This window comes from Actinokineospora pegani (genome assembly GCF_009745975.1).
In the GTDB taxonomy this organism is placed as follows: Bacteria; Actinomycetota; Actinomycetes; order Mycobacteriales; family Pseudonocardiaceae; genus Actinokineospora; species Actinokineospora pegani.
Genome location: NZ_WHOL01000113.1, coordinates 49,248 through 69,852, shown reverse-complemented (window position 1 = coordinate 69,852; position 20,605 = coordinate 49,248). Strand labels below are relative to the sequence as shown.

Genomic DNA, 20,605 nt, shown 5'->3' with positions numbered 1-20,605 from the left:
TTCGGCATCGGTGAGCAAGGGGAGGGGCGCCGCTCGCGGAGGTCGCGTTCAGGCGGTGCAATCTAACGCGCGTCCTGGCGGTGTGGGTGGGCAACCAGCCCTTTCGCGCGGTGCGGAGCGGGGGTCAGGCGCCCGTGGTCTCCAGGCAGAAGGCGACCGGCGGGTCGGGGTAGCCCAGGCCGTTGCCGTCCGGGCAGCGGGTGGTGTCGGTCGAGCCCTCGAACACCTCGGTGACCCGGATGGCGTCGGGGTCTGCGCAGTCGGTGACGACGAAGGCGCGGTTGGGGTCGTCGGGGGCGTAGCAGCGGCCCGCCTGGAAGTTGGGCATCAGGCAGGTCAGCGTGCTGCCGGAGCGCAGTTCGCGGTAGGCGCCCTCGGCGCAGCCGCCCGCGGCGTCGCCGGTGGTGGCCACGCGCCACGTGGCCGCGTCGTCGGAGCAGTCCAGCTCGGTCAGCGCGGCGTCCTCGTCCGCGCCCTGGACCACGGCGCAGGTCGCCTCGTCGGAACCGTCCGGGATCAGGTAGCGCAGGGCCAGGAAGGCCAGGACGAACACCGCCAGCGTGCTGATCCCGATGGCCCACCAGGACAACAGCACCTTGCGCCTGCTCGGCGGGGCGGGCTGGTCGGTGTCGGAGAGGGCGGGGATGAGGTCTTCGTCGCGCGCGTCGTCGCTCAAGGCAGCCTCCAGCGGGTTCCGGTGGCACGCTAGCGGGCGGGCGCGGATCAGCGACGAGCAGGCTTCCCGGGATGTTTGGCACACTGTGCTGTCGCAGTCGAGTGAGGGAGCGAGCGCAACCGTGACCGACGGCCCGCTGATCGTGCAGTCCGACAAGACCCTGCTGCTGGAGATCGACCACCCCAGCTCCCGGGACGCCCGCACCGCGATCGCGCCGTTCGCTGAGCTGGAACGGGCCCCGGAGCACGTGCACACCTACCGGATCACCCCGCTGGCGCTGTGGAACGCGCGCGCCGCCGGGCACGACGCCGAGCAGGTGGTCGACGCGCTGTCGACCTTCTCCCGCTACCCGGTGCCGCAGCCGCTGCTGATCGACATCGTGGACACGATGGGCCGGTTCGGCAGGCTGACGCTGCAGAACAGCCCCGTGCACGGGCTGACGATGGCCTCCCTGGACCGCGCGGTCCTCGAGGAGGTGCTGCGCAACAAGAAGATCGCCCCGATGCTGGGCGAGCGCATCGACGACGACACCGTCGTGGTGCACCCCAGCGAGCGCGGGCGGCTCAAGCAGATGCTGCTCAAGGTGGGCTGGCCCGCCGAGGACTTCGCGGGCTACGTCGACGGCGAGGCGCACCCGATCAAGCTCGCCGAGGACGGCTGGGCGCTGCGCGACTACCAGCGGATGGCGGCCGACTCGTTCTGGGCGGGCGGCTCCGGCGTGGTCGTGCTGCCCTGCGGGGCGGGCAAGACGCTGGTCGGCGCGGCGGCGATGGCCAAGGCCGAGGCCACGACGCTGATCCTGGTGACCAACACCGTCTCCGGCAGGCAGTGGAAGCGGGAGCTGATCGCCCGCACGTCGCTGACCGAGGAGGAGATCGGCGAGTACTCCGGCGAGCGCAAGGAGATCCGCCCGGTCACCATCGCGACCTACCAGGTGATCACCCGCAAGTCCAAGGGCGAGTACCGGCACCTGGAGCTGTTCGACTCCCGCGACTGGGGCCTGGTCGTCTACGACGAGGTCCACCTGCTGCCCGCGCCGGTGTTCCGGATGACCGCCGACCTGCAGTCCCGCCGCCGCCTGGGCCTGACCGCCACCCTGGTCCGCGAGGACGGCCGGGAGGGCGACGTGTTCTCGCTGATCGGCCCGAAGCGCTACGACGTCCCGTGGCGCGACATCGAGCAGCAGGGCTGGATCGCGCCCGCGGACTGCACCGAGGTCCGGGTGACGATGACCGAGAACGAGCGGTTGAAGTACGCGGTGGCCGAGGCCGAGGACCGCTACAAGCTGTGCTCCACGGCGGCGACCAAGATCCCGGTGGTGCGGCAGATCCTGGCCAGGCACCCGCAGGAGCCGTCGCTGGTCATCGGCGCCTACCTCGACCAGCTCGACGAGCTGGGCGTGGCGCTGGACTGCCCGGTCATCCAGGGGTCGACGAAGAACAAGGAGCGCGAGGAGCTGTTCGACCGGTTCCGCTCCGGGGAGCTGCGCACCCTGGTGGTGTCCAAGGTGGCGAACTTCTCCATCGACCTGCCGGAGGCCACGGTGGCGATCCAGGTCAGCGGCACCTTCGGCTCGCGCCAGGAGGAGGCCCAGCGCCTCGGCCGCATCCTGCGCCCCAAGGCCGACGGCCGCCAGGCGCACTTCTACTCGATCGTCTCCCGCGACACCCTGGACACCGACTACGCCGCGCACCGCCAGCGCTTCCTGGCCGAACAGGGGTACGCCTACCGCATCTGCGACGCCGACGACCTGCTCGGCCCGCCGATCCCCGAGGTTGGCTGACGACGGGGCCGGGTACCTGTCGGGCATGAGTGAGCAGCCGGTCGAACGCGACACCGAGGGACGCCTGCTGGACAAGAGCCAGCACACGATCGACGAGGCCAAGGAGCTGGCCGAGCGCGCGCTCGGCGACCACGCCGAGCCCGACCCGGTTCCGGACTCCGACCCGCCCGCGTCGCCCGGGGTGCCCGCTTAGGCGGGGTTGTCGTCCAGAACGGCCTGGCTGAACGGGGGCCAGGCCTCGATCGCCCAGGGGCCGAAGGCGCGGTCGGACAGGGCGGCGCAGGCCAGGCCCGCCTGGGGGTCCACCCACAGGAAGGTGCCGGACTGGCCGAAGTGGCCGAAGGTGCGCGGGGAGTTGCCCTCGGCGGTCCAGTGCGGGGCCTTGCCGTCCTTGATCTCGAAGCCGAGGCCCCAGTCGTTGGGCTTCTGGCTGCCGTAGCCGGGCAGCACGCCGTCGCGGTCGGGGAAGACGACCTGGGTCGCCTCGGCCACCAGGCCCGCGCTGACCAGGGTGGGGTTCTGCAATTCGGCGGCGAAGCGGGCCAGGTCGGCGGCGGTCGACACCGCGCCGGAGCCCGCCGGGCCCTCGAGGGCTGAGTCGGTCATGCCCAGCGGGGCGAAGACGGCCTCGGCCAGGTAGTCGGCGAAGGCGATGCCGGAGGCCTCGGCGAGGGTGTCGGCGAGGACGGCGAAGCCCGCGTTGGAGTAGATGCGGCGGGCGCCCGGTGCGGCCTGGACGGCGCGGGAGTCGAAGGCGTAGCCGGCGGTGTGGGCGATGAGGTGGCGCACGGTGGCGCCCTCGGGCCCGGCGGGCTGGTCCCACTCCAGGGCGCCCTCCTCGACCGCGATGAGCACGGCGTAGGCCGACAGCGGCTTGGTCACCGAGGCCAGCGGGTACCGCCGCCCCTGGTCGCCGTGGCTGTCCACGACCTCGCCGCCGCGCACCACGGCCGCGGCGGCGTTGTCGACCGGCCAGTCCTCGATCAAACGCATGGGCCGACCCTACTGATCGGTGGCGACCAGCGCGGACACCCGGTCGTGCCGGTCCAGCCAGCGCCGCCGGACGTCCGCGCCCGCCTCGGCGAAGTCGGGCTCGGGGGCGGTGCGCGGCACCGGCAGGTAGCCGCCCTCGGCCACGAACGGCTCGGCCACGGTGTCCCCGACCAGCAACGACGTCGTCGCCAGCCCGCACGCGTGGTCCAGCGCGGGCAGCGCGCCCGCCAGCGCCAACCCGGCCGCCAGCCCCACGCTGCTCTCCACCGCCGACGACACCACGCACGGCAGCCCGCACGCCTGCGCCACGGCCAACGCCCGCCGCACCCCGCCCAGCGGCGCCACCTTCACCACCGCGATGTCCGCCGCCCCCGCGACCGCCACCCGCAACGGGTCCTCGGCCCGCCGGATCGACTCGTCCGCCGCGATCGGCGACGACACCCGCCGCCGCACCGCCGCCAGCTCCGGCACCGACGCGCACGGCTGCTCGACGTACTCCAGGCCCCCGGCCGCCCGCTCCAGCGCCTTGATCGCCGAGACAGCCGTGTCGACGTCCCACGCGCCGTTGGCGTCGACCCGGATGCGCCCACCGGACCCGAGCGCCTCGCGCACCGCCGCCACCCGGTCGAGGTCCTCGGCCAGCGCCATCCCCGGGTCGGCGACCTTGACCTTGGCGGTGGCGCAGCCCGACGCCGCGACGATCTCCGCCGCCCGCGCCGGGCTCACCACGGGAACGGTGCAGTTCACCGGCACGCGGTCGCGCACCGGCTCCGGCCACCCCTCGTCGGCGGCCTCGCGGGCACTGAGCAGCCACGGCGCCGACTCGGCGTCGGAGTAGTCCTCGAACGGGCAGAACTCACCCCACCCGGCGGCTCCGCGCAGCAGCAGCCCCTCGCGCACGGTGATGCCGCGGAACCGGGACCGCATGGGGATCGAGTACACGAGCATGCGCCCCATCCTGCCCTGGGGAAGGCTGGCGCCATGCACACCATGACGCAGGCGGAGTGGACCGGGTTCGCCAACCACGGCACCCGCACCGGCAAGCTCGCCACCACCCGCAAGGACGGCTCCCCGCACATCGCCCCGGTGTGGTTCCTGGTCGACGGCTACCGCCTGGTCTTCATGACCGGCGCGGGCACGCTCAAGGGCAAGGCGCTGCGCCGCGACGCCCGGTTCGCGCTGTGCGTGGACCTGGAGGAGGAGCCGTTCGCCTACGTGCTGTTCCACGCCGAGGCGCGGATCAGCGAGGACGTGGACGAGATGCTGCCGTGGAGCATCCGGCTCGCCGCCCGCTACATGGGCTCGGACCGGGCCGAGGAGTTCGGCAAGCGCAACGCCGTGCCGGGTGAGCTGCTGGTCTTCGGCCAGATCACCAAGGTCGTGGCGCACAGCGGCGTCAGCGACTGAGCGGAGTCCCTGCTGTGGAGCACTCAGCGCGCGACCACCGGGTGCTGGTGATGCGCAGGTCGCCCACCACCGCCGCGGCGCGCCTCGCCGCCGCCGCGCGGGGGCGGGGCATGACCATCGGCACCTTGGACACCCCCGGCCGCCGCCACTACTACGGCGGTCCGCTGTTCGCCGACCACGCGGGCGCGGGCCTCGGTGTGGCGCTGCTCGAACCGCCGGACACCTGGCTGGTCGACCTGCCCCGGCGCTTCACCGGCCGGGAGGTCCGGCTGGTGCCGCTGGACCGGGCCCACGCCCTCGACCGACCCGCCTTCGTCAAACCGCCCAGCTCCAAGGACTTCCCCGCGGCGGTCTACCCGGACGGGACAGCCCTCGCCGCCACCACGGCGGACCTGCCGCCGGACACGCCCGTGCTGGTCAGCGAGATCGTCGACTTCGCCGTCGAGTTCCGCCTGTACCTGCTCGACGGCGAGGTCCACACCGGCTCGCAGTACGCCGCGCTCGGCCGGGCCGACCAGCGCCCGCTGGACGACCCGCGGGTCCGCGGATTCGTCGAGGACCTGGTGGACGACGCGGGCGCGACCCTGCCGAGCGCGGTCGTGGTCGACGTCGGGCTCGCGGGGCCGGACCGCGCACCGGCCGTCGTGGAGGCGAACATGGCGTGGTTCGCCAACCCGTACGCCAGCGACATCGACCGGGCCCTGGACGTCGTCCTCCGGGCGGCGGGGCCGCCGGATGAGGTGCGCGCGAGCGATCGGCGGTTTCTGCGCGGCTAGGCCGTGTTCGGTGCGGCTGCCGCGAACGTGGGCTTTCCGGACACGGTCTAGCCGTGGATGCGGCCGGTCAGCTCGCGGAGGCGTTCGCCGCCGCGGCCCCAGCGCAGGGCGATGATCTCGGCGGCGATGGAGACGGCGGTCTCCTCGGGGGTCCTGGCGCCCAGGTCCAGGCCGATGGGGGACGACAGGCGGGTCAGGTCGGCGGGGGTGATGCCTGCTTCGCGCAGCCGGGACACGCGGTCGTCGTGGGTGCGGCGGGAGCCCATGGCGCCGACGTAGGCGAGGTCGGCGCGCAGGGCGACCTCCAGGAGGGGGACGTCGAACCTGGGGTCGTGGGTGAGGACGGCGACGACCGTGCGGGGGTCGGTGCGGCCCGCCTCGATCTCGGCGGCCAGGTAGCGGTGCGGCCAGTCGACGACGACCTCGTGGGCGGACGGGAGGCGGGCGGGGGTGGCGAACAGGGGGCGGGCGTCGCAGACGGTCACCCGGTAGCCGAGGTAGGCGCCCATGCGGGACATGGCGGCGGCGAAGTCGATGGCGCCGAACACCAGCATCCGGGCGGGGGGCTCGAAGGCGTTGACGAAGACTGAGAGGCCCTCGCCCCGGCGCTGGCCGTCGGGGCCGTAGTGCAGGGTGCCGGTGCGCCCGGCGGCGAGCAGGCCGCGCGCGTCGTCGACCACCGCCGCGTCGACCCTGGCGGCCCCGGTCGTGCCGTGGACCCGGTCCGGCCACACGAGCAGGCGCTCGCCGGTCAGCTCGGGGTGCTCGACCACGACCACCACGGCGACGGGCTCGCGGGCGATGACCGACTCGGCCAGGCCGGGCAGCGCGCCCGGCTCGATCCGCTCCACGAAGATGTCGATGGTCCCGCCGCAGGTCAGCCCCACGGCGAACGCGTCGTCGTCCGACACGCCGTAGCGGCGCAGCACGGGCTGGCCGGTGTCGAGGACCTCGCGGGCCAGCTCGTACACGGCGCCCTCGACGCACCCGCCGGACACGCTGCCGGACACCGTCCCGTCGGCGGTGACCAGCAGGGACGCTCCCGGGGGGCGGGGGGCGGAGGAGAAGGTGGCCACCACGGTGGCCACGGCGACGGGCTCGCCCGCGGCCAGCCGCCGGGTCAGCTCGTCCAGGACGTCGCGCATGTCCTGATTCTCTATTCGGCGGCCACGTCCTCGCTCAGCGCGGCCAGGACGGCGCGGCAGTCGGCCAGCGCGCGGCGGCCGCGCTTGGTGCTCCGGTACCGGCGCACCCGCCTGCCGTCGACGACCTCCGAGCGGGATTTCAGCAGGCCTGCCTCCTGCAGGCGGTGCAGCAGCGGGTAGAGCGTGCCCGGCGAGACCTGGTGGCCGGAGGCGGCCAGGTGCGCGGACAGCACGGCGCCGTGCGGCTCGCCGCTGCCCGCCAGGTGCAGCACCCGCAGCCGCAGCGCCCCGTTCCGGAAGTCTTTGACCACATCCATCGACTCAGGATATCAGGCTTCGATATCGCCTACCGATATCAAGTGAATCCCCTGCGCACAAACATGATCAAGACAGATATCGGAGAACGAAATCAACAATCGTCTGAAAACACAGCCTGTTACACGTAACCCACTGGTGTGAAACATGCCACGAACAGCCCGGCAAAGCCCGCCTCAGCCTCGTGACCACCGGTAATGTGCGCTGGTCAGGCTTGTCCTTGAACACCGAAAAGGTGAGAAATGCGAACGCAGCGATGACGGTCGTCGACCACACGCCGTCCCTGCTCCACGCCTCCGACCCGTTCGACGTCGCCGTCGAGCGCGGCCTGGCCGTGTTCCGGTCCGGCCCGGAGAGCGCCCCGCGCACCCTGCTCGACGTGCTCGCCGCCACCGCCCGCCGCCACCCCGGCGCGGACGCGGTCGACGACGGCGGCACGGTCCTGACCTACGCCGCGCTGCTGGACGAGGTGTCCTCGGTGCGCGACGCGCTGCGCGCCCACGGCGTCGGCCTCGGCGACCGGGTGGGCGTGCGCGCCCCCTCGGGCACCGCCGACCTCTACGTGTCCATCCTGGGCGTCCTCGCCGCGGGGGCGGCCTACGTCCCGGTCGACTTCGACGACCCCGACGAGCGCGCCGAGCTGGTCTTCGGCGAGGCGGGCGTCACCGCCGTCATCGGCGCGGACCGGGCCATCACGGCCCTGGCGACCAGCGCGAACCCGGCGGGCGAGCCCACCCCCGACCACGACGCGTGGATCATCTTCACCTCCGGCTCGACCGGCAAGCCCAAGGGCGTCGCGGTGACCCACCGCAGCGCGTCGGCGTTCGTCGACGCCGAGGCCGAGCTGTTCCTGCCCGAGCAGCCGATCGGCCCCGGCGACCGGGTGCTGGCCGGGCTGTCGGTCGCCTTCGACGCCTCCTGCGAGGAGATGTGGCTGGCCTGGCGGCACGGCGCCTGCCTGGTCGCCGCGCCGCGCGCGCTGGTGCGCACCGGTGTCGACCTGGGCCCGTGGCTGGTCGAGCGGGGCATCACCGTGGTCTCCACGGTGCCGACGCTGGCCGCGCTGTGGCCCGCCGAGGCGCTGGCGCGGGTCCGGCTGCTGATCTTCGGCGGCGAGGCGTGCCCGCCCGAGCTGGCCGCCCGGCTGGCCGTCGAGGGCCGCGAGCTGTGGAACACCTACGGCCCGACCGAGGCCACCGTCGTGGCCACCGCCGCCCTGCTGACCGGCGAGGGCCCGGTGCGCATCGGGCTGCCGCTGGACGGCTGGGAGCTGGCCGTGGTCGACGAGGCGGGCGAGCCGGTGCCGATGGGCGCCAGCGGCCAGCTCGTCATCGGCGGCGCGGGCCTGGCCCGCTACCTCGACCCGGTCAAGGACGCCGAGAAGTACGCGCCGCTGCCCGCGATGGGCTGGGACCGCGCCTACCGCAGCGGCGACCTGGTCACCGCCGAGCCCGCTGGCCTGCTGTTCCTCGGCCGCGCCGACGAGCAGGTCAAGCTGGGCGGGCGGCGGATCGAGCTGGGCGAGGTCGACGCCGCGCTACAGGCGCTGCCCGCGGTGGCGGGCGCCGCCGCCGCCGTGCAGACGACCGCGGCGGGCAACCAGCTCCTGGTCGGCTACGTCGTGCCGCGGGCCGGGTACGACCAGGCCGCGGCGGTGGAGCGGCTGCGCGAGGCGCTGCCCGCCGCGCTGGTGCCGCTGCTGGCCGAGGTCGACTCGCTGCCCACCCGCACCTCGGGCAAGGTCGACCGGGCCGCGCTGCCCTGGCCGCTGGACCTCGCCGTGCAAGAGGTCGGCACGGACACCCTGACCACCACCGAGACCTGGCTGGCCGGGCTCTGGCAGGACATCCTCGGCGCGCCGATCACCTCCCCGGACGCCGACTTCTTCGCGCTCGGCGGCGGCAGCCTGACCGCCGCCCAGCTCGTCTCGCGCATCCGCGCCGACCACCCGGCCATCGCGGTGGCCGACCTCTACCAGCACCCGACCCTGGCCGGGCTGGCCGAACTGGTCGACGCGACGGCGGCCAGCACCCAGTCCGACCGGGTCATCGCGCCGACGCCGCGCGGGGCGCAGGCCATCCAGGTCCTGGCGACCATCCCGCTGCTGACGCTGGTCGGCGCGCGCTGGGCCGTGGTGCTCGCCGCGCTGGGCAACCTGCTGGCGCTGACCGGGGCCCTGACCTGGCTGCCGACGGTGTCGTGGTGGTTCGTCGCGGTCGGCTGGCTGGTGTTCCTCTCGCCGCTGGGCCGGATGGCGACCGCCGCCGGGGCGGCCAGGCTGCTGCTGCGCGGCGTCGGGCCGGGCGAGTACCCGCGCGGCGGGAGCGTGCACCTGCGGCTGTGGGCGGCCGAGCGGGTCGTCGAGCTGTCCGGGGCGACCAACCTGGCCGGCGCGCCGTGGCTGGCCCGCTACGCCCGCGCGCTCGGCGCCAAGATCGGCGACGACGTCGACCTGCACTCGCTGCCCCCGGTCACCGGCCTGCTCAAGCTGGGCCGCGGCGCGGCGGTGGAGCCCGAGGTCGACCTGTCCGGGCACTGGCTCGACGGCGACGTGCTGCACATCGGCGCGATCCACGTCGGCGCGGGCGCGACCGTCGGCTCCCGCAGCACCCTGTTCCCCGGGGCGCGGATCGGCAAGCGCGCCGACGTCGCGCCCGGCTCCGGCGTGCGCGGCGAGGTGCCCGCCGGGCAGCGGTGGGCCGGGTCGCCGGCTACCCGCGTCGGCAAGGCGCCCACGTTCGCCGAGCGCCCGCCGCGGCGCAAGCGCTGGGTCCTGGTCTACGCGGCCACGTCGATGCTGCTGAGCCTGGTCCCGGCGCTGGCCGCGCTGCCCGCGCTGGCCGTCCTCGGCCTGTTCGTCGCCGGGTCCGCCGACCTGCCCGCGGCCCTCGGCTCGGCGCTGCCCGCCGTGCCGCTGGCGACGCTGGCCTGGCTGGGCGCCTACGCGCTGATGGTCCTGGTGTCCGTGCGGCTGCTGGCGATCGGCCTGCGGCCGGGCTCGCACGCCGTGCACAGCCGGGTCGCCTGGCAGGCCTGGGCCACCGAGCGGGTCATGGACCTGGCGCGGGTCGGCCTGTTCCCGCTCTACGCCTCGCTGGCCACGCCGGTGTGGCTGCGCGCGCTGGGCATGAAGGTGGGCCGCGGGGTCGAGGCGTCGACCGTGCTGGCGCTGCCGTCGATGACCACCGTGGGCGACGGCGCGTTCCTGGCCGACGACACCATGATCGCCTCCTACGAGCTGGGCGGCGGCTGGCTGCGCATCGAGCAGGCCAAGATCGGCAAGCGGGCGTTCCTGGGCAACTCGGGGATGACCGCGCCCGGTCGGGCGGTGCCCAAGCGCGGCCTGGTCGGCGTGCTGTCCTCGACGCCGAAGAAGGCCAAGGCGGGCTCGTCGTACCTGGGCATGCCGCCGATGAAGCTGCCGCGCACCGTCGAGTCCGCCGACGAGAGCAAGACGTTCGCCCCGCCGAGGCGGCTGGTCATCGCCCGGGCGCTGGTCGAGTTGTGCCGGGTGCTGCCGGTGATGGCCAGCGGCGCGCTCGCCGTGCTGGTGGCCGCCGGGTTCCTGTGGCTGGGCCCGTGGCTGGGGCTGCTGCTGGGCGGCGTGCTGCTGTTCGGCGCGGGCGTGGCGGCGTGCGAGGTGGCGATGCTGGCCAAGTGGGCGCTGGTGGGCCGCTTCCGCACGGTCGACCACCCGCTGTGGAGCTCGTTCGTCTGGCGCACGGAGCTGGCCGACACCTTCGTCGAGGTGCTGGCGGTGCCGTGGTTCGTGCCCGCCACCCAGGGCAGCCCGCTGCTGTCGTCGTGGCTGCGCGCGATGGGCGCGCGGATCGGTCGCGGCGCGTGGGTGGAGACCTACTGGCTGCCCGAGTCCGACCTGGTCTCGATCGGCGACGGGGCGACGGTCAACCGGGGCTGCGTCGTGCAGACCCACCTGTTCCACGACCGGATCATGTCCATGTCCCCGGTCACCATCGCCGCGGGCGCCACCCTGGGGCCGCACGGGATCGCGCTGCCCGGCGCGACCATCGGCGAGCGCACCACCGTGGGTCCGGCGTCGCTGGTCATGCGGGGTGAGTCGGTGCCGGAGGGCTCGCGCTGGCAGGGCAACCCGACCGCCGCGTGGCCGCACGCGTGACACGGCGGCGATATCCCGCTGATTAGATGGGGGGATGAGAGCGGGGGAAGCGGGACCCAGCATGTCCCACGACGCGTACCTGCCCCTGCACGGCAACGGCGGCTACCGGGTGGAGCACTACGACCTCGACCTGGACTACCGGGTGGGGCCGGGCCGCCTGGCCGGTCGGGCGCGGTTGGTGATCGTGCCCGACCGCGCGCTCTCCCGCATCTCCCTCGACTTCCGCGGTCTGCGCACGGCCCGGGTCACGGTGGCGGGCAAGGCGGCCAAGTACGCCCACCGGGGCGCCAAGCTCGTCATCACCCCGCAGCGGGCACTGGCCGCGGGCGCCCCGGTCGAGGTCGACGTCCGCTACGGCGGCTCCCCCACCCCGGTCCCGAGCCGCTGGGGCGAGCTCGGCTGGGACTACCTCGACGACGGCGTGATCGTCGCCAGCCAACCCATCGGCGCCCCGTCGTTCTTCCCCTGCAACGACCACCCCTCGGACAAGGCCACCTACGCCATCGCCGTCACCACCGCCTCGGCCTACCACGTCGCGGTGACCGGCGAACCGCGCGGTCGCCGCTCCTCGGCGAGCACGACCCGCTGGGAGTACGAGCTCGCCGCCCCGACCCCGACCTACCTGGTGAGCGTCCAGATCGGCCGGTACGCCCTGCTGGCGGGCGGCGCCCCGGTGCCCCAGCGCTTCGTGGTGCCGCCCCGGCTGCGCACGGCCGCCCAGCACGACTTCGGCAGGCAGGGGCAGATGATCGAGGTCTTCTCGGAGCTGTTCGGGCCGTACCCGTTCGCCGGGTACACGGTGGTCGTCGCGGACGCGGAGCTGGACGCCCCGGTGGAGGCGCAGTCGCTGTCGGTCTTCGGGACCAACCACGTGGACGGGCGGCGGGGGTCGGAGAACCTGGTGGCCCACGAGCTGGCGCACCAGTGGTTCGGCAACAGCCTGACGGTCGCGGAGTGGCGGCACATCTGGCTCAACGAGGGCTTCGCCACCTACGCGGAGTGGCTGTGGTCGGCCGCTTCGGGCGGGGAGTCGGTGGAGCTGCACGCGCGGCGGGCGCGGCGGACGGTGGCCGCGCAGCGGCAGGACCTGGTGCTGGCCGACCCCGGGGTGGCGGACCTGTTCGACGACCGGGTGTACCAGCGGGGGGCGTTGACCCTGCACGCGCTGCGGGCGGAGATGGGGACGGCGGCGTTCTTCGCGCTGCTGCGGGAGTGGACTGAGACCTACCGGCACTCGGTGGTGACCACGGCGGGGTTCGTGGAGTTGGCGCAGCGGCACAGCGCTCAGCCCTTGGACCCCTTGTTCACCAAGTGGCTGCACACCCCGGGACTGCCCGCCTGAGACCGGTCAGAAGACGATCGCCGGGGTCACCACGGTGCGCGGGCGCCCGCCCGCGAGGTTGACCCGGATCTGGGTGGTGCCGCGGGGGACCTCGGTCAGCACGAAGCGGCCGCCCTCGTCGGCGGTGGTGTTGGCGGTGTCGTGGTCGACCACGCGGACCTCGACGCCGTGCTCGCCCGCGGGGACGAGCCAGCCGTCGATGCGCTGGTGCTCGCCGGTGCGGGTGATGTTGACCATGACGGTGAGGTCGCCGACGTAGAAGGTGATGGCGCCGGGGCTGTCGCCGCGCACGCCAGCGAGCTGGGCGCCGTCGGCGAGGCGGAGGGCCTCGAACTCCACTTCGTCGTCGAGGCCCTCGATGTCGATGGCGAACTGGCACAGCTCGACCAGGCCGGGCGGGACTGGGTCGAGGTCGTCCACCAGGTGCGCCACCTCGGCGAGCCAGCGCGCGGACTCGCCCGGGGGCAGGTCCTCGTCACGCCCGTCTTCGTTGTTCACGTGCCACCGTCCCCATCCTCGTATCGGTCGCGCAGGTTCTTGAGGCAACGGCCCCTGGTCGGACCGATGCTGCCCCTGGGCATCTTCATGGCCTCGGCCACGCCGGTGTACTCGGCGCGGCCGTCGAGCACGGTCAGCCGCAGCAGCTCCTGGCACCGCTGGGACAGGGCGTGGAACGCCTTCCACAGCTTCCGGTCCCGCTCGCCGCGCAGCAACTCCGTCTCGGGCATCGGCTCGCTGCTGACCACCTGGTCGGCGGCCTCCGGGGTCAGCTCGACCTGGGCGACCGTCCGCTTGTGCGTGCGCACGGCCTCCCGCTTGGCGGTGATGCCCAGCCAGCCGACCAGCGCCCTGGGCTCGGTCAGGCTGTGCAGGTTGCGCAGCAGCGACAGCCACACCTGCTGGGTGACGTCCTCCGCCGCGGCCCGGTCCAGCCCCACGCCCCTGGCGATGTGCCAGACCAGCGGGGACAGCTCGGCCACGATCACGCCGAGCGCGGTCCGGTCGCCCTCCCGCGCCGCGAGCAGGCACGCGGCGTGCCTCTCGGCGCCCCGCAGCCCGTTCCAGGGCGGGTCGGTCCCCACCACGCTGATCACCGCGCCCACCTCACAGTCCGTTGTCCGGGGACATTCTCCCAGGTGGCGCCCGGACCGCGCGCGAAGACGCGACCGGGCACCCCCTAAGAGTGTCCCCGCGGGGCATGGCGCGCGGAAGTGCCCCCGGTCCCGGGCAGGTCCCCCCGACCCACCCGGTCCCCGGCGGCGCGCTCACACCGGGATCTGTTCGACTCGGCCGGTCCCCCCGGCCTCCCCCCGAACTCCGGTGCGCTGCCCCTGGACGCCCCGAACGCCGGCGACCGCGACGCTCGACCAGGGCAAGACGGCTTCGGTCACGGCTTCCCCCCCTGGCGCTCGGTTTCTCCAGACATCCACTAAGAGACCGGCCCCCGGCCCGGGATACGTCGCGAACGCGGCAGATTCAGGCCGTGGCAGCATTCGGCCACCCGGGCGTCAGTAGGCGGGCGGCTCCTCCTCGGGCATGAGCAGCCAGCAGGCCAGGTAGATGACAGCGCCGGTGCCGAACCCGAGCAGGGTCGCGCCGACGAGGACGATCCGCAGCAGTGCGGCGTCGACCTTGAACTGCTTGGCCAAGCCACCGCAGACCCCGGCGACCATCTTGTCGGTGCGGCTGCGGCGCAGCTTGCGGACCTCGGTGTCGCTGTAGTTCGTCATGCCCCCAGCCTGCGCTGTCCAGCGCCGCCTGCCATCAGGGCCGAGCCCGGATTTCCGACTCAGGGTCAGCCTCGGGGTTGACGCATACCCATATGGGTATGTAATGTTCCCGGCATGGCGAGGGCAGCGACCACAGCGGACGCGTTCAACGCCGTCGCGGAGCCGAGGCGGCGGGAGATCCTCGACCTGCTCGCCGCGGGCGAGCGGTCGGTGGGCGACCTGGTCGAGGCGATGGGCGTCGTGCAGCCCCTGGTGTCCAAGCACCTGCGGGTGCTGCGCGAGGTCGGCCTGGTCGAGGTCCGCGAGGACGGGCGGCAGCGGTTCTACCGGCTCAACGGCGAACCCCTGCGCGCCATCCACGACTGGGTCAGCAAGTACGAGACCACGTGGTCGAAGCGCTTCGACGCCCTCGACGACGTGCTGGCGGAACTCAAGGAAGCGGAGACGGGACATGGCGATGGCGACTAAGGGCACGGCAGTGGTGACGCTCCCGAGCGACACCCAGATCCTCATCACGCGCGAGTTCGACGCGCCCAAGCACCTGGTCTACCGGGCGTGGACGACACCGGAACTGGTCGAGCGCTGGTGGGCGGGCGACCTGGGCAAGGTCGACTCGGCGGAGATCGACCTGCGCGTCGGCGGCCGGTGGCGCTACGTGATGACCGCCGAGGGCGGGCTCGTGGTCGGCTTCCACGGCGAGTACCGGGAGATCGTGCCGAACGAGCGGATCGTGTCGACCGAGGTGTTCGAGGGCGCCCCGGAGGGCGAGGCGGTCAACACGCTGACCCTGACCGAGGTCGACGGGCGCACCACGCTGTCGGTGCTGGTGCAGCACACCTGCGTCGAGCACCGGGACTTCCACATCGCCTCGGGCATGGAGGCAGGCATGCAGACCACCATGAACCACCTCGAGGCGGTCGCGATCTCCTTGGCGTAACCGGCTCCGAGGCGCGGCCTCTCAGGCGATGATGAGGGGGTGACGGATTCCCCGATGCCCCCGTTGTCGAAGAAGCTGATCGGCAGGGTGGCCGTCGCGATCGCGGCGGCCACCCTGGCGTTGACGGTGTGGCTGTGGTGGGCCGGGACCGCCGGGTTGAGCGGGGACAAGCTGGTCACGGCGCGGTTGGACGCGCTGCGCACCGGGCTGAGCTTCGGCTTGGGCGGGGGTGGCTTGTTCGCGCTGTACCTGGCGTGGCGGCGCCAGCACTCGACCGAGGTCGGGCTGCGGCAGAAGGAGCGGGACCAGGAGGACGTGGCCCGCGCCTATGAGTTGCAGCGCGAGGACTCCTTGGCCAAGCGGATCACCGAGCTCTACACCAAGGCGGTCGAGCAACTCGGCTCAGACAAGGCCCCGGTCCGCCTCGGCGGACTCTACGCCCTGGAACGGCTCGCCCAGGACCACGCCGAGCAGCGGCAGACCATCGTCAACGTGCTGTGCGCCTACCTGCGCATGCCCTTCACCCTCCCCAGCGCCGCCGAGGGCACCGAGCACCGCGAGAGCGTCCAGGAACGCGAAGTCCGCATCACCGCGCAACGCATCCTCTCCCACCACCTCGTCCCCGGCCACAACCTCGACAAACCGAACGCGACGTTCTGGAGCGATATCGACCTCGACCTCACCAGGGCCATCCTCATCGACTTCAGCCTTTCCCGGTGCCGCGTACGCGAAGCCCAATTCAGCGGCGCAACCTTCACCGGCGGCGCCGAGTTCACGTTGACGACCTTTACCGGCGACGCCGGCTTCGAGGACGCGACCTTCACCGACTACGCCGGATTCGGCCATGCGACCTTCACCGGCGATGTCGAGTTCATGAAGGTGGCCTTCACCGGCTTCACCGATTTCGGCGAGGCCACCTTCACCGGCTTCACCAGGTTCGCCCTCGCGTCTTTCACCGGCAACGCCGAATTCGAGGGGGCGACCTTTGCCGCGCGCACCTGCTTCGACGAAGCGGCCTTCACCGGCGAAGCACGGTTCAGCGGGGTGACCTTCACCGGCGACGCCCAGTTCGACGAGACGAAGTTCCGGCAGGGTGTACCGTCAGAGCTAGCGCAGTTGATCACGCCTTGACCGTGTCCAGCACTGGCGGGATTTGTCCAGTGTGGACGATGGCGAGGCGTTGGGTGGCGCGGGTCAGGGCCACGTAGAGGTCGTTCATGCCGCGTGCGGACTCGGTCAGCACGGTGGCGGGCTCGACCAGCAGCACCGAGTCGAACTCCAGGCCCTTGGACTGGCGCACGGTCAGCACCGTCACCGCGCTCTCCAGCTCCGGGTGCTCCCCCACCGCCGCTCCGGGCACGGCGGCGGCCACGGCGTCGCCGATCTCGTCGACCAGCGATTCGGGGACCAGGACCGCGGTGGTTCCTGAGTTCTCGGCCAGTTCGCGGGTCAGCCGCACCGCCTCGCCCGCCAGGTCGTCGGTCTGCACGCGCCAGGGGTCGATGCCGGTCTCGCGGACCGATGAGGGCGGGGTCAGCGTGGTGCCCAGCTCGTCGAGCACGGCCGCGGCGACGACCATGATCTCCGCGGGGGTGCGGTAGTTGACGGTCAGCTCGGTCTGGCGCCAGCGGTCCTCGACGTAGCGGCCGAGGATGTCCGACCACTCGCTTGAGCCTGCCAGGTCGCCGGTTTGGGCGACGTCGCCGACCAGGGTCATCGAGCGGGTCGGGCAGCGGCGCATCAGCACCCGCCAGGCCATCGCCGAGAGTTCCTGGGCCTCGTCGACGATGACGTGGCCGAAGGTCCAGTCGCGGTCGACGGCGGCGCGCTCGGCGGCCGTGCGGCGGTCCTCCTCCTCGCTGCGCTCGGCCAGTCGGGAGGCGTCGATCAGGTCGTAGGCGGTGAGGATGTCGGGGTCGGCGTCGTCCTGCATCTGGAGGATGTCGAGCACGCCCTGGGCGTAGTCCTCCTCGTCGCGGCGGCGCTGGGCGGCCTTGGCCCGCTTGACCCGGTCGTCGATGCCCAGCAGCTCGGCGGCCTCGTCCAACAGCGGCGCGTCGGCCTCGGTCCAGCCGGAGCCCGGGGAGCGGCGGAGCAGGGCGCGGTCGCCCGCGTCGAGGTCGGGGAAGGCGAACTCGAGCCGGAACTCGTCGGCGTAGAGGTCGGTGAGCAGCTTGTGCGGGGTCAGCTCCGGCCACAGCTCCTCGATCGCGGCCCGCACCTCGTCGTCGGCCGCCAGCTCGCGCCGGATGTCGGCCAGGTCCCCCTCCTCGAGGAACTCCGCGCCCAGCCGGTCGGCCTCCTGCTTGGCCAGCGCGGCGACGATCGCCTCGGCGAACAACGGGCGCGCGGCGTTGTGCCGCAGCCGCGAGCGGCGCGCCCGGTCCTGCGCGGCCAGCACGGTCGGCCCGTCGAGCACCAGTTCCTCGCGCTCGACCACGAGCACCACCGGCTCGTCCGGAACGACCTGCCGGTCGTGCACCGCGCGGCGCAGCGCGTCGAGGACGTCCAGGCTGCCCTTGATCTCGGCGGCCCTGGGGTGCTCGGGTCTGCTCGCGCGCACGCCCGGGTACAGCTCGCCGACGGTGCGCAGCAGCACGCCGGTCTCACCGAGCGAGGGCAGGACCTGCCCGATGTACTTGAGGAAGGTCTGGTTGGGCCCCACGACCAGCACTCCGCGCCGGGAGAGCTGCTCGCGGAAGGTGTAGAGCAGGTAGGCGGCCCGGTGCAGCGCGACGGCGGTCTTGCCGGTGCCCGGCCCGCCCTGCACGACCAGGACACCGGTCAGCCCGGAGCGGATGATCTCGTCCTGCTCGGCCTGGATGGTCTCGACGATGTCGGACATCCGGCCGGTCCGGCTGGCGTTGAGCGCCGAGAGCAGCGCCGCCTCCCCGGTGACGCCCTCGTGCGCGTCCTGGCCGTTGGCGAGGTCGAGCACCTCGTCGTCGATGGCCGTGACCCGCCTGCGCGAGGTGCGGATGTGCCTGCGCCTGCGCACGCCGTCGGGGTTGGCGGCGGTGGCGAGGTAGAACGGCCTGCTGGCGGGGGCGCGCCAGTCCATCAGCAGGGGGTCGTAGTCGCCCTGCTCGTCGAACAGCCCGATGCGGCCGATGTAGCGCGGACCGGCGTCGGTGAAGTCCAGCCTGCCGAAGCACAGTCCATTCTCGACGGTGCCGTACTGCGCCAGCGCCGTGCTGTGGTGGGCCACCTCGGCGTCGCGCTGGGTCATCGACGTGGTGCTGCTGCTCTTCTCCGCCAACGCGGTGGCCAGCCTGCGGTCAGCGGCCGCACGCAGCCCGTCCAGGCGCGCGTACAGCATCGAGACGTATTCCTGCTCGACGCCGATCTCGGTTGACAATCGCCCTCCAACTGATTTATCATCAAATCCAGGACGCCAATTTTGGGCGTCTTTTTTCATGCGCGCAGAAATCCGAGAATAACGCGCGCTCCCCCTTCCGCGCCACCGAGCCACCCGCGTGCGCGTCGGGCCCGTGGTCCAGACACAGCCGGAGGCCCCGGACCGCATCGCGGTCCGGGGCCTCCGGAGTGAAAAAACCCTCAGACGTGGATCAGAAGTCCATGCCGCCGGTCGGGTCGCCCGCGGGGGCGGCACCGGCCTTCTCGGGCTTGTCGGCCACGACGGCCTCGGTGGTGAGGAACAGCGCGGCGATCGACGCGGCGTTCTGCAGGGCCGAGCGGGTGACCTTGGTCGGGTCCGGCACGCCCGCGGCGAGCAGGTCCTCGTACTCGCCGGTCGCGGCGTTGAGGCCGTGGCCCTGGGGGAGGCCCTTGACCTTCTCCACCACGACGCCGCCCTCGAGGCCCGCGTTCACGGCGATCTGCTTGAGCGGGGCCTCGACGGCGACCTTGACGATGTTGGCGCCAGTGGCCTCGTCGCCGGTCAGCTTCAGGCCCGCGAAGGCGGCCTCGGCGGCCTGGAGCAGCGCGACGCCACCACCGGCGACGATGCCCTCCTCGACGGCGGCCTTGGCGTTGCGCACCGCGTCCTCGATGCGGTGCTTGCGCTCCTTGAGCTCGACCTCGGTCGCGGCACCCGCCTTGATGACGGCGACGCCACCGGCGAGCTTGGCCAGGCGCTCCTGCAGCTTCTCGCGGTCGTAGTCGGAGTCCGACTTCTCGATCTCGGCGCGGATCTGGTTGACCCGGCCCGCGATCTGCTCGGTGTCGCCAGCGCCCTCGACGACGGTGGTCTCGTCCTTGGTCACGACGACCTTGCGGGCCTGGCCCAGCAGCGAGATGTCGGCGTTGTCCAGCTTGAGGCCCACGTCCTCGGAGATGACCTGGCCGCCGGTCAGGATCGCGATGTCCTGCAGGATGGCCTTGCGGCGGTCGCCGAAGCCGGGCGCCTTGACGGCGACGGACTTGAAGGTGCCGCGGATCTTGTTGACCACCAGGGTGGCCAGGGCCTCGCCCTCGACGTCCTCGGAGATGATCAGCAGCGGCTTGCCGGACTGCATGACCTTCTCCAGCAGCGGGAGCAGGTCCTTGACCGAGGAGATCTTCGAGCCGTACAGCAGGATGTACGGGTCCTCGAGGACGGCTTCCTGGCGCTCCGCGTCGGTCACGAAGTAACCGGACAGGTAGCCCTTGTCGAAGCGCATGCCCTCGGTGAGCTCGAGCTCCATGCCGAGGGCGTTGCTCTCCTCGACGGTGATGACGCCTTCCTTGCCCACCTTGTCCAGCGCCTCGGCGATGAGCTCGCCGATCGTGGTGTCGCCCGCGGAGATGGACGCGGTGGCCGCGATCTGCTCCTTGGTGTCGATCTCCTTGGCGGACTTGTGGAGCTGCTCGATGATGGCCTCGACGGCCTGCTCGATGCCGCGCTTGAGCGACAGCGGGTCAGCACCGGCGGCGACGTTGCGCAGGCCCTCGCGGACCAGCGCCTGCGCGAGCACGGTGGCGGTGGTGGTGCCGTCGCCAGCGACGTCGTCGGTCTTCTTGGCGACCTCCTTGACCAGCTCGGCCCCGATCTTCTCCCACGGGTCCTCGAGCTCGATCTCCTTGGCGATCGACACACCATCGTTGGTGATGGTGGGCGCGCCCCACTTCTTCTCCAGCACGACGTTGCGGCCGCGCGGGCCCAGCGTCACCTTGACGGCATCGGCGAGGATGTTCAGTCCGCGCTCAAGGCCGCGACGAGCTTCCTCGTCGAACGCGATCAACTTGGCCATTACGGTGTGGTCCTCCACTGTTGGAAACACCTGCGGCCAGGCGGTGCCCGCGACGGACGACCGGCGTCGTGCCGGCCTCACCTATCCCGACCTTGCGGTTGGCACTCGACGTGCCCGAGTGCCAATGCAGGTTTAGCACTCGACAGGGTCGAGTGCAAGAAATGCAGGTCG

General features: G+C 72.7%; 19 protein-coding genes. 9 read left to right on the top strand and 10 right to left on the bottom strand.

The window, feature by feature from the left end:
- Positions 1-124 precede the first annotated feature (124 nt).
- The gene (locus tag GCL84_RS22630) at positions 125-676 is read right to left on the bottom strand and encodes an LppU/SCO3897 family protein (RefSeq protein WP_156757541.1); all 552 of its coding nucleotides are present in this window, start codon (positions 674-676) and stop codon (positions 125-127) included.
- 121 nt (positions 677-797) lie between these two features.
- Here GCL84_RS22630 and GCL84_RS22625 point away from each other — a divergent pair, with 121 nt between their 5' ends.
- Positions 798-2,459: a DNA repair helicase XPB gene (locus GCL84_RS22625; protein ID WP_156757540.1), complete on the top strand. Its 1,662-nt coding sequence runs from the start codon at positions 798-800 to the stop codon at positions 2,457-2,459.
- 25 nt (positions 2,460-2,484) lie between these two features.
- Positions 2,485-2,652 carry a hypothetical protein gene (locus GCL84_RS22620; protein WP_156757539.1) on the top strand — a complete coding sequence of 56 codons (168 nt, stop codon included), beginning with the start codon at positions 2,485-2,487 and terminating at the stop codon, positions 2,650-2,652.
- Here GCL84_RS22620 and GCL84_RS22615 read toward each other — a convergent pair.
- Together GCL84_RS22615 and GCL84_RS22610 are read right to left on the bottom strand one after the other, a co-directional pair.
- Positions 2,649-3,452 carry a serine hydrolase domain-containing protein gene (locus GCL84_RS22615; RefSeq protein ID WP_156757538.1) on the bottom strand — a complete coding sequence of 268 codons (804 nt, stop codon included), beginning with the start codon at positions 3,450-3,452 and terminating at the stop codon, positions 2,649-2,651. The genes GCL84_RS22620 and GCL84_RS22615 overlap by 4 nt on opposite strands.
- A 9-nt stretch (positions 3,453-3,461) precedes the next feature.
- The gene (locus tag GCL84_RS22610; RefSeq protein WP_156757537.1) at positions 3,462-4,400 is read right to left on the bottom strand and encodes an o-succinylbenzoate synthase; all 939 of its coding nucleotides are present in this window, start codon (positions 4,398-4,400) and stop codon (positions 3,462-3,464) included.
- Between the two features lie 42 nt (positions 4,401-4,442).
- Between GCL84_RS22610 and GCL84_RS22605 the strand changes: the two genes are divergently transcribed.
- A complete protein-coding gene (locus GCL84_RS22605; protein ID WP_407924422.1) occupies positions 4,443-4,859 on the top strand; it encodes a PPOX class F420-dependent oxidoreductase in 417 nt (138 codons plus the stop codon).
- Positions 4,860-4,873: 14 nt separating this feature from the next.
- Positions 4,874-5,635: an ATP-grasp domain-containing protein gene (locus GCL84_RS22600; RefSeq protein WP_197523452.1), complete on the top strand. Its 762-nt coding sequence runs from the start codon at positions 4,874-4,876 to the stop codon at positions 5,633-5,635.
- A 47-nt stretch (positions 5,636-5,682) separates the two neighbouring features.
- Here the strand turns inward: GCL84_RS22600 and GCL84_RS22595 are convergent, their stop codons facing one another.
- Together GCL84_RS22595 and GCL84_RS22590 are read right to left on the bottom strand one after the other, a co-directional pair.
- Positions 5,683-6,780, bottom strand: coding sequence for an XdhC family protein (locus GCL84_RS22595; protein WP_156757535.1), 1,098 nt, complete (start codon positions 6,778-6,780; stop codon positions 5,683-5,685).
- An 11-nt stretch (positions 6,781-6,791) separates the two neighbouring features.
- Positions 6,792-7,097 (bottom strand): PadR family transcriptional regulator, encoded by a 306-nt coding sequence (locus GCL84_RS22590; RefSeq protein ID WP_156757534.1) that lies wholly within the window; start codon positions 7,095-7,097, stop codon positions 6,792-6,794.
- Positions 7,098-7,351: 254 nt separating this feature from the next.
- Between GCL84_RS22590 and GCL84_RS22585 the strand changes: the two genes are divergently transcribed.
- Complete coding sequence (locus GCL84_RS22585) at positions 7,352-11,233, top strand: Pls/PosA family non-ribosomal peptide synthetase (protein ID WP_156757533.1); 3,882 nt, start codon at positions 7,352-7,354, stop codon at positions 11,231-11,233.
- 61 nt (positions 11,234-11,294) lie between these two features.
- Entirely contained in the window at positions 11,295-12,575 is a 1,281-nt protein-coding gene (locus GCL84_RS22580; RefSeq protein ID WP_197523451.1) for a M1 family metallopeptidase, read from the top strand.
- A gap of 6 nt (positions 12,576-12,581) precedes the next feature.
- Here the strand turns inward: GCL84_RS22580 and GCL84_RS22575 are convergent, their stop codons facing one another.
- The 3 genes from GCL84_RS22575 to GCL84_RS22565 all read right to left on the bottom strand — a co-directional run bounded on the left by GCL84_RS22575 (position 12,582) and on the right by GCL84_RS22565 (position 14,305).
- Positions 12,582-13,073 (bottom strand): carboxypeptidase regulatory-like domain-containing protein, encoded by a 492-nt coding sequence (locus GCL84_RS22575; protein WP_235926599.1) that lies wholly within the window; start codon positions 13,071-13,073, stop codon positions 12,582-12,584.
- Complete coding sequence (locus GCL84_RS22570) at positions 13,070-13,669, bottom strand: RNA polymerase sigma factor (RefSeq protein WP_235926598.1); 600 nt, start codon at positions 13,667-13,669, stop codon at positions 13,070-13,072. Before GCL84_RS22570 ends, GCL84_RS22575 begins: the two co-directional genes overlap by 4 nt.
- 414 nt (positions 13,670-14,083) lie before the next feature.
- Complete coding sequence (locus GCL84_RS22565; RefSeq protein ID WP_156757531.1) at positions 14,084-14,305, bottom strand: PspC domain-containing protein; 222 nt, start codon at positions 14,303-14,305, stop codon at positions 14,084-14,086.
- A 114-nt stretch (positions 14,306-14,419) separates the two neighbouring features.
- Between GCL84_RS22565 and GCL84_RS22560 the strand changes: the two genes are divergently transcribed.
- From GCL84_RS22560 to GCL84_RS22550, 3 genes are all read left to right on the top strand, one after another.
- Positions 14,420-14,773, top strand: coding sequence for an ArsR/SmtB family transcription factor (locus GCL84_RS22560; RefSeq protein ID WP_156757530.1), 354 nt, complete (start codon positions 14,420-14,422; stop codon positions 14,771-14,773).
- On the top strand, positions 14,757-15,242 hold the full coding sequence (locus GCL84_RS22555) for an SRPBCC family protein (RefSeq protein WP_197523450.1): 486 nt from the start codon (positions 14,757-14,759) through the stop codon (positions 15,240-15,242). The genes GCL84_RS22560 and GCL84_RS22555 overlap by 17 nt, the downstream gene beginning before the upstream one ends.
- A gap of 63 nt (positions 15,243-15,305) precedes the next feature.
- Positions 15,306-16,373, top strand: a complete 1,068-nt coding sequence (locus GCL84_RS22550; protein ID WP_197523449.1) for a pentapeptide repeat-containing protein — start codon at positions 15,306-15,308, stop codon at positions 16,371-16,373.
- Here GCL84_RS22550 and GCL84_RS22545 read toward each other — a convergent pair.
- Positions 16,363-18,561 (bottom strand): HelD family protein, encoded by a 2,199-nt coding sequence (locus GCL84_RS22545; protein WP_156757652.1) that lies wholly within the window; start codon positions 18,559-18,561, stop codon positions 16,363-16,365. The two genes, GCL84_RS22550 and GCL84_RS22545, sit on opposite strands and share 11 nt — an antisense overlap.
- 250 nt (positions 18,562-18,811) lie before the next feature.
- Positions 18,812-20,434: a chaperonin GroEL gene (gene groL / locus GCL84_RS22540; protein WP_156757529.1), complete on the bottom strand. Its 1,623-nt coding sequence runs from the start codon at positions 20,432-20,434 to the stop codon at positions 18,812-18,814.
- Positions 20,435-20,605: the final 171 nt, after the last annotated feature.